Source organism: Kitasatospora sp. NPDC056800 (assembly GCF_042789775.1).
Lineage (GTDB): Bacteria > Actinomycetota > Actinomycetes > Streptomycetales > Streptomycetaceae > Kitasatospora.
In genome coordinates this window covers 1-16,093 of sequence record NZ_JBHUAL010000221.1, presented here as the reverse complement: position 1 = coordinate 16,093, position 16,093 = coordinate 1, and the positions used below count along the sequence as shown (strand labels likewise).

Sequence of the window (16,093 nt, the reverse complement as noted above, 5' to 3'; positions counted from 1 at the left end):
CACCCTCACAGGTGTCCGGGGCTCACCGCTTGTGCGGTACGGGGCTCACTCCTCGCCGGCGAGGGTCATCCCGGCCAGCTTCACCGAGGCGAGCACCGTCGCCGCGACGGTGACCACCAGCAGCAGCGGCACGGCCGCTCCGAGCGAGACGTCCGAGCTGATCGCGTTCTGTCCCGCGACCGCCTCGGCCACCGAGCGGCCCCACTGCTGGATGCTCAGCGTCCGGGCGCCCTCGACGAAGTTGCCGACCGTCGACTCCCAGATCAGGGCGTACGCCAGACCGGCCACGACCGCGTGCCGGGTGACCACGCCGAGCAGCAGGAACAGCGCGCTGTACGCGGCCCCGGCGACCAGCACGGCCACGGTGTAGCCGAGCGCCACGCCGTCCTGGGTGCCGACCAGCAGCAGCCCGGCCAGCAGCGTCGGGACGACCGAGAACAGCCAGGTGACGCCGATCGCGACGACCAGCTTGGTGGTCACGATCCGCCACCGGGGCAGCGGCTTGGCGAGCAGGTAGACGATCGAGCCGTCGTCGATCTCGTTGGCGATCACCCCGGTGCCGACCACCAGTCCGAGGATCGGGATCAGGGTGCCGAGGCCGAGGGCGCCGAGGATGTTGTTGGCCATGTCGTGCGGGTCGGCGCTGGACACGCTCGCGACGGCCGCGACGACCAGCAGCAGGGCGGGGGCCACCAGCAGCAGCAGGCCGCGGCGGCGCCCCAGCAGCCCGCGCAGGGTCAGCCTGGCGACGGTGGGGTTCATGGTCGGTCGGCCCCTTCCTGGGCAACAACGGTCCTGGCGGCAGCGGTCCCGCCGACAGTGGTCCTGCCGACGGCGCTCACGCGGAGACCAGGTAGGAGAAGACGCTCTCCAGCGATTCGTCCGCCGGGGAGACGGTGTACAGCCGGATGCCGGCCTCCCGGGCGACCCTGGGCAGCAGGGTGGTGAAGCCCTGGAAGTTCACCGCTTCGATCCGCAGCGCCCGCTCCCGCTCGTCCACCTCGATGCCGCTGGTCGAGCCGTCGGCGATCAGCGCGGCGGCGAGCCGGCGGTCGTCGCTGGAGCGGACCAGGTAGCGGTGCGGGCGGTCGGTCATCAGCCGGCGGATCTTGCGGAAGTCGCCCGAGGCGGCGTGCCGTCCGGCGACCACCACCTCGATGTGCCGGGCCAGCTGCTCGACCTCCTCCAGGATGTGGGAGGAGAACAGCACCGTCCGGCCGTCGGCGCCGAAGCGGCGCAGCAGGTCCATCAGCTGGAGCCGCTGGCGCGGGTCCATGCCGTTGAAGGGCTCGTCGAGCAGCAGGACGGACGGGTCGTGGACCAGCGCGGAGGCCATCTTGACCCGCTGCTTCATGCCCTTGGAGTAGGTGCCGGTGCGGCGGTCCTTGGCGTAGTCCATCTCCACCAGGTCCAGCGCCCGGCGGGCGGCGGCGCCCGGCTGGGGCAGGCCGTGCAGTTCGGCGTTGGCGAGGACGAACTCCCAGCCGGTCAGGTAGTCGTACATCGACTCCCGCTCGGGCACCAGGCCGATCTGCTTGTACACCTGCTGGTTGCGCCAGATCGGCGCGCCGTCCAGGGTGACGGAGCCGCTGGAGGGGGCCAGGAAGCCGCTCATCATGTGGATGAGGGTGGACTTGCCCGCCCCGTTGGGACCGAGCAGGCCGGTGATGCCGGGGCCGATGGTCATGGTGATGTCGTTGACCGCGACCACGTTCCCGAACCAGCGGGAGACCTTGTCGATGCTGATGGTGGCCATGCGTCCTCTCAGACACTGCAGTTGGATTAGACGCTGCGGTAGCGGCGCAGCAGCAGCCGGTACGAGCCGACCACCATGGCCACCGCGACGAGCGCGAACACCGCCAGACCGAGGCCGCCCGGGGCGTGCCGGCGGTCGAAGCCGTCGCCGAGCCCGAACAGCTCGTTGACCAGGGACTCCACCAGGTCGGTGGGCGAGATCAGCGACATCCACTGCGGGGCGTCGGAGCCGGTCGTGCTGCGGTTGCTGATCCCGACCGCGGCCGCTCCCAGCGCGGCGCTGACCGCCAGGTAGCCCATGATGGCGGCCACGCCGAAGCCGCGGCGCGGGGTGGCGGCCGCGATCACCACGGCCACCGAGGTCGGCACCAGGGCGTACAGCACGGCCGCGACCAGGCCGTACAGGAAGTGCGCGGTGTTGTGCCCGAAGTCCATCCCGGCGAGCAGCGCGCCGATGTACAGCACCAGCAACGGGGATGCCATCAGCAGCAGTTGGGCGCAGACCATGGCGCCGAACTTGGCCCGGACGTAGTCGGTGCGGGTGATCGGGCGGGAGAAGTACAGCGGGACGGTCTGGTAGCGCAGGTCCCGGGAGAGCAGGACCGGCGCCTGGGAGGCGAGGAAGACCGAGATCACCAGGCTGAAGATGGAGAGGTAGCCCGCGTACTCGACCGGCAGCTCGTCGCGCTTCATCACGACCGAGACCGCCACGAAGATCAGCGCGGGCACGGTGATCACGCCCAGCACCAGCATCGGCAGCACCTTGGACTTGCCGGAGCGGCCGAGGCCGTACGCGGCGCGCAGGCTCTGGGTGAAGAGCGCGCGGGTGGCGTAGCTGCGGCCGAGCCGGGGGCCGGTGTAGCCGCGGTAGCCGATGTCGTGGATGACGCCGGTGTCGGCGGACCTGGTCTCAGGAGGCAGCGGCATCGTTCGTCCCTCCCTTGCTCTGCTCGGTGTCCTGGGCGTCGGTGAAGAGCTCGGCGACCCGGTGCCGGCGCTGCTCCAGCCGGACCAGGCCGAGGCCGAGTCCGGCGACGGCGTCGCGGATGGTGTCGTACGTCGACTCGTCGGCCAGCCGGACCAGCAGCAGGTGCGAGCCCTCGGGCTGGACGGACAGTCCGGCCGCGGCGAGCCGCTCGCGGACCGCCGGACCCGGCTCGCGGCCGTGGTCCTCCGGGAAGTCGCCGACCTCGACCGCGAGCACGGCCGTCGCCTCGGTGAAGGAGGCGGTGGAGGAGGAGCGCAGCAGCTTGCCGCCGTCGATCACGACCAGGTGGTCGCAGGTCCGCTCCAGCTCGCCGAGCAGGTGGGTGGTGACCAGCACCGAGATGCCGAAGTCGGTGTGCACCCGGCGGATCAGCGCCAGCATCTCGTCCCGGCCGGCCGGGTCGAGGCCGTTGGTCGGCTCGTCCAGCAGCACCAGTTTCGGGTCGTGCACCAGCGCCTGGGCGAGCTTGACCCGCTGCTTCATGCCGGTCGAGTAGCCGCCCATCGGGCGGTACCGCTCCTCGTACAGGCCGACGTGCCGCAGGGTGTCCGCGGTGCGCTCACGGGCGGCGGTGGCGGGCAGGCCCGCCATCCGCGCCATGTGCACCACGAACTCCGTCGCGGAGACGTCCGGTGGCAGGCAGTCGTGCTCGGGCATGTAGCCGACCTGCGCGCGGATCTCGGAGCCCTGGGTGGCGACGTCCAGGCCGAGGACCTCGCCGCGGCCGGAGGTCGCCGGGGCGAGCCCGAGCAGGATCTTGATGAGAGTGGACTTGCCCGCGCCGTTGGCCCCGACCAGACCGACCACACCCGGCCGCACCTCGACGGTGAGCTGGTCGAGCGCGGTGACACGGGGATACCTCTTGGTGAGGCCGTCCGTCTTGATGACAGCTGTGGACACGGGACCAAACGTAACGGCCTTGTGCGGTACGGGTCATGAGCTGGAATGACGAGGCCGTCTGCTGCTGCGGTATGACGTCGGAGCCCCTCACCCCTAGGGGTTAGAAAAAGCGGAATCCACCTGTACCCTTTGTCGAATCTCTTTACACACTTGCCTGACTCTTTGCCAACGGGGGTGCCGGAGCAGCGCCCCGGCACGGAGGGGGACGATCGATATGTCTGATCGGGCGACCGCGTTCGACCGGATGATGAACCCTTGGGCCTACGACGCGGACGGGAACCTGACCGACTCGGCCCGCGCCCGGGAAGCGGCCCGCACCCAGCTCAACTCGGCCTCGGCGTCCGGCGGCGGGGGCGGGGGCGGGGGCGGGGGCGGCTTCAGCGCCGACACCAACGCGCTCACCACCGCGGGGAACAACTCCGACCAGATCCACGCCCGCCTCAACACCGAGGGCCGGGGCGCCGACGAGGCCACCGCCAAGGTGTCCACCTCGCTCGCCAGTTGGAGCACCGGCAAGGCCGCGGCGGGCGCCGCCGACACCTGGGACCAGTGCGTCGCCGCCCTCGGCGGCACCATCGGGCAGACCACCCAGGCGCTGCGCGCCACCGCCGCCAACTACCGGCAGAACGAGTCGGCCGTCCAGCACGACCTCGGCAACTGAGAGGACCACCGAGATGGTCGACTTCCACGAGCTCAGCACCGCCGACTTCGGCGTCCTGGACACCGCCGCCACCGCCTGGACCACCGTCGCCCAGAAGCTCCACGCGATGGACGGCGACTGGGACACCACGGTGATCGCCCAGGTCGACTCCGCCTGCTGGAGCGGCCCCGCCGCCGACCAGGCCCGCCCCGGCCTCCAGCGCACCAACGAGCAGCTGACCGCCGCCGTCACCGAGGCCAACGCCTTCGCCTCGATCTTCACCGAGGCGTCCACCGAGTTCAAGGCCGCGAAGACCAAGCTGGACAAGGCGGTCGCCGACGCCCGGACGGCCGGGCTGACCCTCACCGAGAACGGCACCGTGAGCTGGCCCCCGGCCGACAACGCCACCCGGCACGACTACGAGGCCCTCCGGGACTACCAGAAGGAGTGGGGCGACAAGGCGGAGGCCGCCCGCAAGGCGATCGACTCCGCCGTCGCCGAGGCCACCGCCGCCGACGAGCGGATCGCCTGGGCGCTGCGCGCCGACAGCATGACGGACGGTCAGAAGTCCTTCAACGGCAAGGCCATCGGCGGCGGCCCGGAGGCCGACGGCCGGCGCGCCGCCCAGCTCGCGGCCCGGGGCGGGGACATCACCGAGCCCGAACTGACCGAGCTGAACTCGCTGTTGGCCTCGCACGGCAGCGACCCGAAGTTCGCCACCACGTTCTACCAGGACCTCGGCCCGGACGGCCTGATCAAGTCCTGGAACAGCATGGTCGGCGACCCGGCGCACCCCCGCGACGACAAGGACCCGCGCTGGAAGGCCTACCAGGACCTCCAGAAGAACCTCGGACTCGGCCTGGCCACCGCCACCCGCACCACCAACGAGCCGCACCTGTCCGACGAGTGGGCCGCCGCGCTGCGCAAGGCCGGCTCCCAGCCGGTCTGGGACAAGCCGTACCGGGCCTCCGGCCTGGACTACGTGCCGTACGGCTACCAGGTGCTCTCCGGCATCCTGATGAACGGGAACTACGACGCCCACTTCATCAACCCGATCGCCGAGCACGTCACCCAGCTCGACACCCAGGACCGGTACTGGCCGGCCCCGATGCCCGGCTCCAAGATCCAGGGCTTCAACCTGACCGGCGGCGACGAGGCGGGCTCCGGCTTCCGCCCCACCACGGCGATCCTGGAGGCGCTCGCGCACAGCCCGGACGCGGCCAACAGGTTCTTCACCGAGCAGCCGACCGCCTACAACCAGGACGGCACGGTCAACCAGGGCGGCAAGCCGAAGCCCTCGGACTACTTCTCCTACTACTCCCACGACAAGGACTGGATCCCGGACACCACCTCCCGGGACTCCAAGGTGTGGGACGCGAGCAAGCAGGCCGGTCCGGCCGCCTTCGGCCGCGCCCTGGAGGCCGCCACCACCGGCCACCCGTACGACGAGCCGGGCCCCGTCCCCCCGGACCGGCACACCACCGAGCAGGCCGACCTGATGAAGCGGGTCGTGGACACCTTCGGCCGGCACGGCGACGACGGGGCGCTGGACGACATCAAGGGCGACGGCAAGCTCGCCGCCATGCGGGGCAGCCTCGGGCACATGACCGCCGAGTACATCGGCGACGTGCAGAACTCGCTCTCCCACGGCACCGACCTGCCGGTCAACGGCTCCCCGGCCTCCCTCGACGCCTCCTCCGTGGCCGGGCTGCTCGACGCCCTCGGCCGCGACCCGGACGCCTACGGCGCGGTGGCCAACGCCAACCAGGCGTACACCACCGCCCTCATCCGCGGCCACCTGGACAGCGGGCAGACCGACTTCGCCCGGCTGGAGTCGGACATCAAGCACAACGCCGAGTCCGGCGGCGTCGTCAGCGGCTACCTCAACCAGGCCCGCATCGACGAGGTGCACAACGAACACGCCGCCTCCGACAAGGAGTTCAACGACGCGCTGGAGAAGAACGTCGGCTACGGCAAGGACGCCTTCAACGCCGTCATCGGCAGCGTGACCGAGAAGATCCCGCTCGGCGGCGAGATCGCGGACCAGATCGTCGACTCGATCGCCGACAGCGTCATCGAGGCCAACAAGAAGGACACCACCGAGGACGGGCGCCAGGAGAGCCGCAACCACACCGCCGAGGCCGAGGGCCGGGTCGCGCGGGGGGCCGACCAGGCGGTCCGGGACGCCGGCAGCGGCACCGGGATCGCCCGCCAGGACATCGACCGGCTCGCCAACAGCGCCCGCGACAGCGCGCTCCAGGGCATGTCGCGCGGGACGGCGAACAACTCGTCCACCAACGCGAAGGGCGACGCGTGAGCGGGTCCGGCGCCGGGCCCGCGGCCCGCTGGGCCCGGCTCCTCGCGGGCCGCTGGGCCGGGCGGCTGCACGACCCGCTGCTGCTGCCCGCCGTGCTGGTCGTGGCGGTGGCCGCCGCCGGGTTCGTCGGCTACCGGGACTGGCAGGGCCACCGCCCGTCCGAGCCCCCCGGCCGGTCCGCCCACCTCTGCCGCCTGCCCACCGGCGCCGACACCCCGCTCGGACGGCTGCTGCCGCCCGGTGACCAGGACTCCGAGGAGCGGACCAGCTCCGGCGTCCGCGACACCGACCAGCAGAGCTGCGTCGTCCGGATCGACGGCCGCGCCGTGCTCACCCTCACCGCCGTCCGGCGCGAGGGGGAACTCGCCCTGGCCGCCGCGGAGGCCACCCGCCCGGACGCCCGCCCGCTCGACCTGCCCGGCCTGGCCGCGGCCTGGCCGGGCGGCGCCACCGCGGCCCAGTACTGCGTGACCGGGCCCAGCGGCTACGTCGAGGTGCGGGTCACCGCCGGGGAGGCGGCCCGCGCCGACGGGGCGGACGGCCGACAGGCGCTCGAAGAGGTCACCCGCGCCGCGCTGGCGGCGAAGACGAAGGAGCTCTGCCGGTGAAGCACCCCCGGGCCCTGATCGCGGGCGGTTCCGCGCTGCTGCTCGGCGGCGGCCTGCTCGGCTGGCACCTCTACCTCGACCACACCGCCTACCGGCCGCCGGCCGTCGCCCTGTCGCACGGCGAGTGCCGCGGCCTGCTCGACGACCCGGCCGTCACCGGGCTGCTCGGCGGCGCCCCCCGGGTCTTCGTGGAGACGGCCTACCGGGCGGCGACCCCCGACGCCCCGGCCTCCGTACGCTGCTCGGTCAACGGCGGGGACGGACGGCTGCTGACCGCCGAGGCGTCGTTCGGCGGCGTGCTCTCCGGCGGCGACAGCCTCGGCGCGGTGGGCTTCGAGTGCACCGTGGACGGCCGGCGCACCGGCTACCGCGCCGTCCTCAGGCTCACCGGCAAGGACGGGAAGCTCCTCCCGGACGGGCCCGGCCGCAAGCGGATGGGCGAGGCCGCCCGCGGCTTCGCCGAGCGCGCCGCCGGGCAGCAGCTCGGCTGCGCGGGCGGCGCCGAGCGGCTCGACGTGGTGTGAGCCGCCCGGCGCCGCTTCCGGCTCGTCGTCAGTCGTCGGATCCCGGTTCAGCCCAGCTGGGCGAGGCCCTCGGTGGCGATCCGTTCGAACACGGTGAGGTCGTTCTCGAAGATCGAGTCGGGGATCGGCCAGTGGATCACCAGCTCGGTGATGCCCACCTCCCGGTAGGTGCCCGCCCAGTCGACGAAGGCGTCCACCGACTGCAGCGGCTTCTCCGCCGTCGACCCCTGGAGCAGCACCTTCTCCAGCGTCCCGGCGTCCCGCCCGACGGCCTCGCAGGCCGCCGTCAGCTTCCCGATCTGCGCGGCGACCACGCCGGGCGCCTCCGCCACCGGCACGTCCGCCGGGCCCTTCGGGTCGCCGTACGTCACCCAGCCCTGCCCGTGCTCGGCGGCCAGCCGCATCCCGCGCGGGCCGGCGGCGGCCACGTAGAACGGCACCCGCGGGGTCTGCACGCAGCCCGGGATGTTCCGCGCCTCGACCGCCGAGTAGTACGTCCCCTCACGGGTCGTGGCGTCGTTGGTCAGCAGCTCGTCCAGCAGCGGCACGAACTCCCCGAACCGGTCCGCCCGCTCCTTCGGCGACCAGGCCTCCTGGCCCAGCGCCGTCGCGTCGAAGCCCGTCCCGCCGGCCCCGATGCCCAGCGTGACCCGCCCGCCGGACACGTCGTCCAGCGTGATCAGCTCCTTCGCCAGCGTCACCGGGTGCCGGAAGTTCGGCGAGGTGACCAGCGTGCCGAGGCGCAGCCGCTCGGTGGCGCAGGCGGCCGCCGTCAGCGTCGGCAGCGAGCCGAACCAGGGCTCGTCCTGGAAGGACCGCCAGGACAGGTGGTCGTAGGTGTACGCGGTGTGGAAGCCGAGTTCCTCGGCCCGCCGCCAGGTCTTCTGCCCCTCGCTCCACCGGTGGACGGGGAGGATCACGGTGCTCAGTCGCATGCCCCCGACCCTACGTCCGCGCGGCGCGGTCACGGGTGCGGGCGGGTGCGCTGGGCGGGGAGGGACGGGGCGGAGGTGCGGCGGGCGAGGTCGGCGAGGGTGTGGAAGAGGACGTCGCCGAGCAGGACCGGGTCGCGCGAGGCTTCGGGTGCCCGCGGCGCTTCGGTGGCCTGCGGGTCGCGGGTGTCGGGACGGGCGGGCGGGGGCGGCTGGTCACGGAGCTGGCGTGTGGGCATGGCTCTTCCTGCCGACGGGGTTGCCGTGGGCAGTCATGCCCGCCGTGGTCGGCCGAACACCCCGGGTACGGGCGGATCGGCCGGAAACGGCGCATGAAGGGCTTGATCACTGCGGGGGCGTCCGGAGGCCGCGGACCCGGGCCGGTGCCCCGGCCGCGCCGATGGGCGAAGATGGACCGGTGACCGAATCCCGCACCGCGCCCCGCCTCATCGCCACCGACCTGGACGGCACCCTGCTCTGCTCCGGCGGCACCGTCACCGACCGCACCGCCGCGGCGCTGGCGGCGGCCGAGGCGGCCGGGGTGCGGGTGGTGTTCGTGACCGGGCGGCCGCCGCGCTGGATGCGGCAGGTGAGCCCGCACATCGGCGGCCACGGGGTGGCGATCTGCTCCAACGGCGGCGCGGTGGTGGACGTGCGGCGCGGCGAGCTGCTGGAGACCTTCCCGCTGCCGGTGGAGACCACCCTGGCGGTGGTCGAGACGCTGCGGGCCGCGCTGCCCGGCACCGCGTTCGCCTTCGAGTACCCGGGCGGCTGGGCCCGCGAGGCCGGCTACGCGGTGCCGATGTGGGGCGACGAGATGGAGCACGAGGTCGGCCCGGCGGAGGAGCTGCTGGGGGCCGGCGGGTCGGTCCGCGGCCTGTTCAAGCTGCTGGCCAAGCACCCGGACCTCGACCCGGACAAGTTCCTCGCCGAGGCCAGGGCGGCGGCCGGGCACCTGGCCGAGATCACCCGCTCCGCGTCGATCCCGCTGCTGGAGATCAGCGCGCCCGGCGTCACCAAGGCCAGCACGCTGGCCCGCTGGTGCGCCGGGCACGGGATCGACCGGAGCGAGGTGGTGGCCTTCGGCGACATGCCGAACGACCTGGAGATGCTGGCCTGGGCCGGCACCGCGTACGCCGTCGCCAACGCGCACCCGCAGGTGCTGGCGGCGGTGCCGCTGCACACCGTGAGCAACGAGCAGGACGGCGTCGCGGCGGTGCTGGAGGAGCTGCTCGGGCTCGGCTGAACCCGGGGCTCCTCCAGCCGGTCGGTGCTCAGCCGAAGCGGCCGTTGACGTAGTCCGAGGTCCGCTGGTCGCGCGGGCTGCCGAAGATCTGCCCGGTCGGCCCGGCCTCGACGATCCGCCCCGGGGTGTCGTGGGTGGCCAGGAAGAACGCGCAGGTCTGCGAGACGCGCTGGGCCTGCTGCATGTTGTGGGTGACGATCACGATGGTGAGCCGCCCGCGCAGTTCGGCGATGGTCTCCTCGACCCGGCGGGTGGAGGTCGGGTCGAGCGCGGAGCACGGCTCGTCCATCAGCAGGATGTCCGGCGAGACGGCCAACGACCGTGCGATGCACAGGCGTTGCTGCTGGCCGCCGGAGAGCGCCCCGCCCGGGGTGTGCAGCCGGGTGGACACCTCGTCCCAGAGCCCGGCCCGGCGCAGGCTGGTCTCCACCAGGTGCTGGCGCTCCTCCTTGGAGACCTTGATCCCGGCCAGCTTGAGCCCGCTGGAGACGTTGTCCTGGATGGACATCGCCGGGAACGGGTTGGGCCGCTGGAACACCATGCCGATCCGGCGCCGCACCTCGGCGGGCCGGCGGCCGGGCCGGTAGACGTCGTCGCCGTCCAGCAGCACCTCGCCGGCGAGGGCGGCGCCGCGCACCATCTCGTGCATCCGGTTGAGGATCCGCAGGTAGGTGGACTTGCCGCAGCCGGACGGGCCGATCAGCGCGGTGACCTCGCCGGCCGGCATCGCCAGCGAGACCCGCTCCAGCACCTTGCGGCTGCCGAACCAGGCGGAGACCTCCCGGGTCTCCAGCCCGGCGAGCGGCCCGCCGTCGGGGTGACCGTCCGCGTCCTGCCCGTACGGCTGGTCCGCGTACGGGTCCGGGGCGACCGGGGGGAGGGTGATGGTGTCGGCGACCGGGTCGGTCGGTGAGAACTCGGCCTGCGGGGTGTCGGTCAGTGGTGCGTCGGTCATCGGAACGGTCCTCCGGGCGCGCGTCAGTAGAGGTTGGGTAGCAGGGCGGCGGCGTTCTCGTAGACCGCCCAGAGCAGCGCGCCGACCACCGGCGCAAGGCTCAGGTAGGCGGCCGAGCGCCGCCAGTACCGGGCCAGCACCAGGGCGCCGGCCACCGCGCCGAGCAGGCCGAGCGACCAGAGCTGGAGGGTGGCCAGCGCGCCCTTGTCCGCGGCCAGCGCCTTGTCGTACGGGACGGTCGCGGGCCGGCGGCCGGGGTTCTGCTCCGGGTCGCCGTCCAGCCGGGCGCCGATCAGCACGGTGGAGCCGGGGATCCAGTCGGAGTCGCCGGTGACCAGCACCATCCGGTTGCCGGCCGCCGGGTCGACGATCGGGTGGTCGCCGTCGCCGTACACGTTGACGGTGTAGCTGAACTTGCCCTGGCCGGTGGTGGTCTCGATCTTGTCGCCGACCCGCAGCTTGGACAGGTCGGCGAACGGCGCGCCGAAGGTGGCGCCGCGGCCGAAGAGCACGGTGACCCCGCGCTGGCCGGGCAGCGCGGTGTCCCGGCGGTGGCCGGGGCCGCGCATCAGGTCCCGGCCGGTGGTGCCCTCGACCACCACGGCCTGGTGCAGGCCGATCGCCGGGATGTCCAGCAGCGCCACCGGGGCACCGTCGGCGGCCGCGCCGGTCGGGGCGACCGCCCGGGCCAGCTGGTCGCGGAAGGTCTTGTACCCGGTGGACTGGTAGTGCCGCTGCTGGACGTGCGACAGCGTGAACAGGTACCCGACGAAGCCGAGCACCAGCGCGGCCGCCAGGCTGACCGCCCAGGCGCCCTGGAGGAACCGCCGCCGCCCGGGGGAGACGGCGGGCCGGACCGGGGCGTCGGACGCGGCGGGGGCGGCGGGGGCGGCCGGCTGCGCCGGGGCGCTCCGCTCGACCGGCTTCTCCAGCACCGGGGCCGTCACGAGGTGCCGCCCGAGCCGTTGCGGCGGCGCAGCAGACGGCGGCCGAGCAGCGGCGGGACGAGCACCACGGCGAGCAGTTCCAGCGCGGTGAGGGAGGACAGCATCCAGTCCTCGGGCTTGCCGCTGATCTCGACCACGTTGGCGGCCACCTCGGTGGCGGCGCCGCCGCGGCCGCGGGCGACCACCTGGCCGGTCTGCGGGTCGATCACGTCCTCGGTGCCGTCACCGGCGCCGGGTGCGTTCGGGTCGCCGCCGGCCGCTCCGGCGGCGTTCGGGTCGCCGGCACCGCCGGCCGTACCCGCGCCGCCGGTACCGCCCGCCGCACCGCCGGTACCGGTGCCCCCGGTGCCACCGGACCCGCCGGTGCCGCCGGAACCGCCCGCCGCACCGCCGGAGCCGCCGGCCGCGCCGCCGGAACCGCCCGAGCCGGAGCCGGTCTTGACGGGCTGGCCGTCCTTCACGGTGCAGTCCAGCGGGCTGCCCGCCTTGTCGCAGGGGCTCGGCATCGGGGCGTTCTTGAGGACGGTCAGCTCCCCGGCCGAGTTGAAGGTCGGGTTGGCGCAGTTGGCGAGGGTGTCGGGGTCGACCGGGCTGGCGTTGCCGGGGATGTTCCTGGTCTGCAGCAGACCGCCCTTGACCAGGCCGCGCGGGATCGGCGAGTAGCCGAGGTCGTCCGCCTTGCCCTGGCCCTCGCACAGCACGTAGGAGAGGAAGCGGCTGAGCGCGGAGCCCTTGTCGTTGTTGAAGCGCGGCGGCGGGGGCGCGGAGGCTCCGGCGCGCGGCACGATCAGGTAGCTGTAGCTGGAGATCGGGTAGGCGCGCGGGTCGTCCATGGTGTAGACGCCGTCGAGGTTCTGCTGCAGGTAGTTCGGGTCGTTCGCGGGGGTGCCGTCGTCCACGCCGCGGATCTTGGCGGCGGTGAGCGCGACGGCGACGTTGGAGGCGGTCGGCAGCGAGTAGTACCCGGCCTGGTTGAGCACCTTCACGACCGGCCAGTTGCTGCGCTTGGCGAAGGCGTACTCGTCGTAGCCGATGGTGCCGACGTTGGTCGGGGACTTGATGTAGCCGGCCACCACGTCGGAGCCGTTCTGCGCGGTCATCCGGCCGGAGGGCGGGAAGAACTCGGTGTAGTCACCGCAGCTCACGCCGTTGACGGACTTGCAGTAGGCGTCCCACTGGTCCTTGTGGGTGTGCTCCATCCAGCGGGTGAACTGCGCGGTGGCGCCGGAGCCGTCGGAGCGGACCACCGGGGTGATCGGCAGGCTGGGCAGCGGCTTGCCGTAGTCGTTGGTGATCTTCGGGTCGTTCCAGTTGGTGATCTTGTTGGTGAAGATGTCCACGACGGTCTGCGGGGAGAGCCGCAGGTCGCGGACCTGCTTGCCGCCGACCACCAGGTTGTACATGAAGGTGGTGCCGCCCGCGGTGATCGGGACGTAGGAGAAGCCCCAGGTGGGCTTCTCCGCGCTTCCGGTCCCGGACGCCTGGCCGCCCTGCCCCACCCCGCTGTCCTGCCCCGAGCGGAACGGCACGTCCGAGGCCGTGAAGTCGTCCTGCCCGTTCGACCAGGCGGTGCGACCGGCCGCGGAGCCGACCGGGCTGAAGTTGATCTGGATGCCCTGCGGGGAGACGTCCTGCCGCCACTGGTCGATGGCAGGACCGGCCCAACTGGAGCCGTCCGCGCTCAGCGAGACGGAGGCCGCGAACGCCGGGGACTGCCCCAGCAGCGGGGAGGCCGCCGCGAGCATCAGGGACATCGTCCCCGCCAGCAGCCGGGCCACGGAGCGACTGAGGCCCCTGGACATGTGAACTCCTCTGGTACGGAGGGTGGTTGGTCTGGACATCAGTGCTTCGCCTGCGAGTGGAGGGCGTACGGACGGGCGATGCCCCCGAGGGCGGCCGCCTCCTGGCGGCGGGCCTCCCGGTTGATCCGGCGCTTCTGGGCCCGGGTCAGCTGCCCGGGACGGCGGCCGCCGAGCATGCGCGCGGTGACGAAGAGGATCAGCACCACGGCCATCAGGGTCAGGCCGGCCGCGAAGCCGCGCGCGATCATCCCGTCGTACGGCTGCTTGACGTAGTTCCAGATGTACAGCGGCAGCGACACCTGCTGCGCGTCGAACGGGCTGGCGTTGAACCGCGGGGTGAAGCCGGAGGTCAGCAGCACCGGCGAGGTCTCGCCGACGCCGCGCGCCATGCCGAGCACCACCGCGGTCACCAGACCGGGCCGGGCGGTCGGCAGCACCACGTTCCACACCGTGCGCCACTGGCTGCCGCCGAGCGCGTAGGAGGCCTCCCGCAGGGTGCCGGGCACCAGCCGGATGACCACCTCGGCGGCCCGGGTGACGATCGGCATCATCATCACGGTGAGCGCGAGCGAGGCCGCGAAGCCGCTCTTCTCGAAGCCGAAGGTGAGGATCACGATGCCGTAGACGAACAGGCCGGCCACGATGGACGGCAGCGCCGTCATCGCCTCGACCAGGGTGCGCACCGGGCGGGCCGCCCGGCCGCCGACCTCGGACATGAAGACGGCCGCCGCGATGCCCAGCGGAACGGCGAACAGGGAGGCCAGGCCCAGCTGTTCGAGCGAACCGACGATCGCGTTGAGCGCGCCGCCGGAGGTGAGCGGGTCGAGCGGGCCGGTGCGCTCCATCGACTCGGTGAAGAAGTTGAGGTGCTGGGCCGCCTCCCAGCCCCGGCTGGCGACGTAGCCGATCTGGTCGGCGGTCAGCGCGACCACCAGCAGCCCGGAGCTCCAGGCGACCACGGCGACCAGCCGGTCCCGCACCATCATCGGGTTCCACTGGAGCCGGCCGAGCAGGTAGTAGCCGGCCAGGAAGAGCAGGTACCAGCAGAGCAGGAAGCCGAAGGCGCCGCTGAACGGCAGCACCCGCTCGTAGAGCACCCAGTCCAGCGCGAGCGAGCCGACCGCCGCACCCGCCACGGTGAGGACGTCGTCGCGGGTGACGCCGCCGATCCGCAGCTTCTTCTCGGGGCCCGGGGTCCCGGCCGCGGCGGGCCCGGGGGACGCGGGGGGCGAGGGCTCGCCGGCGGGCCCGGACGCCGCGACCGGCGGCAGGTCGAGCGTGGTCATCGGATGGTCCCTTCACGGTGCGGACGGCTGCGTGCCCTGTGGGCGGACTGACGGTCGGTCATGCTCAGTCCGCCGTCGCGGCGCCGGAGCGCGAGCGGTTGATGACGATCCCGGCCAGCACGTTGACCAGCAGGGTGAGCGCGAACAGCACCAGACCGGCGGCCATCAGCGCGGAGAGCGACAGCGCGTCCGACTCGCCGAAGCGCAGCGCGATCAGCGCGGAGATCGAGTTGGCGCCGTTCTCCAGGATGTGGGTGATGGCCTTGAAGTTCGGCGAGATGATCAGCGCGACGGCGATCGTCTCGCCCATCGCCCGGCCGAAGCCCAGCATCACCGCGCCGATGACCCCGCCCTTGCCGAACGGCAGGACGACCGCGCGGACCATCCCCCACCGGGTCGAGCCGAGCGCGTACGCGCCCTCCCGCTCGCCCTGCGGGGCCTGGGAGAACACCTCCCGGCTGAGCGAGGTCACGATCGGGATGATCATCAGGGAGACCACCACGCCGGCGATGAAGGTCGACGAGGTGTACGAGGTGCCGATGTCGCCGGTCCGCACCTTGAGGAAGGGGATGTACTCCCCCAGGTGGTTGGCCAGCCAGCGGACGAAGCCGATGATCCGCGGCTGCAGGAAGAACAGGCCCCACAGGCCGTAGACGATGCTGGGGATGGCCGCCATCAGGTCGATCAGCGAGACCAGGGCGGCCCGCAGCCGCACCGGGGCGTACTCGGAGATGAAGATCGCGGTGCCGATCGCCACCGGGACGGCGATGACCAGCGCGATCACCGCGATCAGCAGGCCGTTGGGCAGGACGGCGGCGATGCCGAAGTTGTGGGCGGCGGTCTGCCACTTCTGCTCGGTCAGGAAGGACAGGCCGACGGCGCGCAGCGCGTCGGAGCCGCGCAGGATCAGGAAGAAGGCGATCAGTCCCATGATCGCGAAGACCGAGAAGCCGGCCAGCCGCAGCACGCCGCGGAACACCCGGTCGCCCGGGGTCGCGGGGGAGGTGATCGTGCGGGGCACGTCCTGGTCGGGCCCGTGGTCGGGTTGGCGTGGTGCCCCGGCGTACGGTGCCGCGGGCTCGGCGGCGGATGTCATGGTGTGCTCTCCGTGCTCGGGAACGGGCGTGCTCGGTGAGGGACCGGGGCGCTGCCTCGGCGGGAGGGAAAGCGCTCGGCGGGGCCGGAACGGCGGC

General features: G+C 72.9%; 16 protein-coding genes. 5 read left to right on the top strand and 11 right to left on the bottom strand.

What is annotated here, in order from left to right; all coding sequences use genetic code 11:
• Nucleotides 1-45: 45 nt before the first annotated feature.
• The 4 genes from ACFRQN_RS34345 to ACFRQN_RS34330 all read right to left on the bottom strand — a co-directional run bounded on the left by ACFRQN_RS34345 (nt 46) and on the right by ACFRQN_RS34330 (nt 3,643).
• Nucleotides 46-762 (bottom strand): ABC transporter permease, encoded by a 717-nt coding sequence (locus ACFRQN_RS34345; protein WP_049652868.1) that lies wholly within the window; start codon nt 760-762, stop codon nt 46-48.
• Nucleotides 763-838: 76 nt separating this feature from the next.
• Nucleotides 839-1,756 (bottom strand): ABC transporter ATP-binding protein, encoded by a 918-nt coding sequence (locus ACFRQN_RS34340; RefSeq protein ID WP_049652871.1) that lies wholly within the window; start codon nt 1,754-1,756, stop codon nt 839-841.
• A gap of 26 nt (nt 1,757-1,782) precedes the next feature.
• The gene (locus tag ACFRQN_RS34335; protein WP_380744340.1) at nt 1,783-2,682 is read right to left on the bottom strand and encodes an ABC transporter permease; all 900 of its coding nucleotides are present in this window, start codon (nt 2,680-2,682) and stop codon (nt 1,783-1,785) included.
• Entirely contained in the window at nt 2,666-3,643 is a 978-nt protein-coding gene (locus tag ACFRQN_RS34330; protein WP_049652877.1) for an ABC transporter ATP-binding protein, read from the bottom strand. Before ACFRQN_RS34330 ends, ACFRQN_RS34335 begins: the two co-directional genes overlap by 17 nt.
• Nucleotides 3,644-3,857: 214 nt before the next feature.
• On the opposite strand from ACFRQN_RS34330, the gene ACFRQN_RS34325 reads away from it, so the two are divergent.
• The 4 genes from ACFRQN_RS34325 to ACFRQN_RS34310 are packed head-to-tail and all read left to right on the top strand — an operon-like array spanning nt 3,858 to nt 7,732.
• On the top strand, nt 3,858-4,304 hold the full coding sequence (locus ACFRQN_RS34325; RefSeq protein WP_380744338.1) for a hypothetical protein: 447 nt from the start codon (nt 3,858-3,860) through the stop codon (nt 4,302-4,304).
• Between the two features lie 13 nt (nt 4,305-4,317).
• Nucleotides 4,318-6,600: a hypothetical protein gene (locus ACFRQN_RS34320; RefSeq protein WP_380744336.1), complete on the top strand. Its 2,283-nt coding sequence runs from the start codon at nt 4,318-4,320 to the stop codon at nt 6,598-6,600.
• Nucleotides 6,597-7,208: a hypothetical protein gene (locus ACFRQN_RS34315; protein ID WP_380744334.1), complete on the top strand. Its 612-nt coding sequence runs from the start codon at nt 6,597-6,599 to the stop codon at nt 7,206-7,208. The genes ACFRQN_RS34320 and ACFRQN_RS34315 overlap by 4 nt, the downstream gene beginning before the upstream one ends.
• Entirely contained in the window at nt 7,205-7,732 is a 528-nt protein-coding gene (locus tag ACFRQN_RS34310; RefSeq protein WP_117488865.1) for a hypothetical protein, read from the top strand. The genes ACFRQN_RS34315 and ACFRQN_RS34310 overlap by 4 nt, the downstream gene beginning before the upstream one ends.
• A gap of 47 nt (nt 7,733-7,779) precedes the next feature.
• On the opposite strand, the gene ACFRQN_RS34305 is transcribed toward ACFRQN_RS34310, so the two are convergent.
• Both ACFRQN_RS34305 and ACFRQN_RS34300 read right to left on the bottom strand, forming a co-directional pair.
• Nucleotides 7,780-8,667 carry an LLM class flavin-dependent oxidoreductase gene (locus ACFRQN_RS34305; RefSeq protein WP_074002014.1) on the bottom strand — a complete coding sequence of 296 codons (888 nt, stop codon included), beginning with the start codon at nt 8,665-8,667 and terminating at the stop codon, nt 7,780-7,782.
• 29 nt (nt 8,668-8,696) lie between these two features.
• Complete coding sequence (locus tag ACFRQN_RS34300; RefSeq protein ID WP_074002013.1) at nt 8,697-8,903, bottom strand: hypothetical protein; 207 nt, start codon at nt 8,901-8,903, stop codon at nt 8,697-8,699.
• A gap of 161 nt (nt 8,904-9,064) precedes the next feature.
• Here ACFRQN_RS34300 and ACFRQN_RS34295 point away from each other — a divergent pair, with 161 nt between their 5' ends.
• The gene (locus tag ACFRQN_RS34295) at nt 9,065-9,910 is read left to right on the top strand and encodes an HAD family hydrolase (protein ID WP_074002012.1); all 846 of its coding nucleotides are present in this window, start codon (nt 9,065-9,067) and stop codon (nt 9,908-9,910) included.
• Nucleotides 9,911-9,938: 28 nt separating this feature from the next.
• Here ACFRQN_RS34295 and ACFRQN_RS34290 read toward each other — a convergent pair whose 3' ends face one another.
• The 5 genes from ACFRQN_RS34290 to pstC all read right to left on the bottom strand — a co-directional run bounded on the left by ACFRQN_RS34290 (nt 9,939) and on the right by pstC (nt 15,996).
• Entirely contained in the window at nt 9,939-10,865 is a 927-nt protein-coding gene (locus ACFRQN_RS34290) for a phosphate ABC transporter ATP-binding protein (RefSeq protein WP_079272019.1), read from the bottom strand.
• A 23-nt stretch (nt 10,866-10,888) separates the two neighbouring features.
• A complete protein-coding gene (locus ACFRQN_RS34285; RefSeq protein ID WP_380744332.1) occupies nt 10,889-11,812 on the bottom strand; it encodes a sortase in 924 nt (307 codons plus the stop codon).
• Nucleotides 11,809-13,614, bottom strand: a complete 1,806-nt coding sequence (locus ACFRQN_RS34280) for a phosphate ABC transporter substrate-binding protein PstS (protein WP_380744330.1) — start codon at nt 13,612-13,614, stop codon at nt 11,809-11,811. Before ACFRQN_RS34280 ends, ACFRQN_RS34285 begins: the two co-directional genes overlap by 4 nt.
• Nucleotides 13,615-13,652: 38 nt before the next feature.
• Nucleotides 13,653-14,900 (bottom strand): phosphate ABC transporter permease PstA, encoded by a 1,248-nt coding sequence (gene pstA / locus ACFRQN_RS34275; RefSeq protein WP_074002011.1) that lies wholly within the window; start codon nt 14,898-14,900, stop codon nt 13,653-13,655.
• Nucleotides 14,901-14,964: 64 nt separating this feature from the next.
• Nucleotides 14,965-15,996 carry a phosphate ABC transporter permease subunit PstC gene (pstC, locus tag ACFRQN_RS34270; RefSeq protein WP_049661130.1) on the bottom strand — a complete coding sequence of 344 codons (1,032 nt, stop codon included), beginning with the start codon at nt 15,994-15,996 and terminating at the stop codon, nt 14,965-14,967.
• Between the last annotated feature and the right edge of the window lie 97 nt (nt 15,997-16,093).

Coding starts and splice junctions, on each gene's coding strand:
- ACFRQN_RS34345 (WP_049652868.1), bottom strand. CDS start 762: ATGAACCCCACCGTCGCCAGGCTGACCCTGCGCGGGCTGCTGGGGCGC.
- ACFRQN_RS34340 (WP_049652871.1), bottom strand. CDS start 1,756: ATGGCCACCATCAGCATCGACAAGGTCTCCCGCTGGTTCGGGAACGTG.
- ACFRQN_RS34335 (WP_380744340.1), bottom strand. CDS start 2,682: ATGCCGCTGCCTCCTGAGACCAGGTCCGCCGACACCGGCGTCATCCAC.
- ACFRQN_RS34325 (WP_380744338.1), top strand. CDS start 3,858: ATGTCTGATCGGGCGACCGCGTTCGACCGGATGATGAACCCTTGGGCC.
- ACFRQN_RS34320 (WP_380744336.1), top strand. CDS start 4,318: ATGGTCGACTTCCACGAGCTCAGCACCGCCGACTTCGGCGTCCTGGAC.
- ACFRQN_RS34305 (WP_074002014.1), bottom strand. CDS start 8,667: ATGCGACTGAGCACCGTGATCCTCCCCGTCCACCGGTGGAGCGAGGGG.
- ACFRQN_RS34300 (WP_074002013.1), bottom strand. CDS start 8,903: ATGCCCACACGCCAGCTCCGTGACCAGCCGCCCCCGCCCGCCCGTCCC.
- ACFRQN_RS34295 (WP_074002012.1), top strand. CDS start 9,065: ATGGGCGAAGATGGACCGGTGACCGAATCCCGCACCGCGCCCCGCCTC.
- ACFRQN_RS34290 (WP_079272019.1), bottom strand. CDS start 10,865: ATGACCGACGCACCACTGACCGACACCCCGCAGGCCGAGTTCTCACCG.
- ACFRQN_RS34280 (WP_380744330.1), bottom strand. CDS start 13,614: ATGTCCAGGGGCCTCAGTCGCTCCGTGGCCCGGCTGCTGGCGGGGACG.
- pstA (WP_074002011.1), bottom strand. CDS start 14,900: ATGACCACGCTCGACCTGCCGCCGGTCGCGGCGTCCGGGCCCGCCGGC.
- pstC (WP_049661130.1), bottom strand. CDS start 15,996: ATGACATCCGCCGCCGAGCCCGCGGCACCGTACGCCGGGGCACCACGC.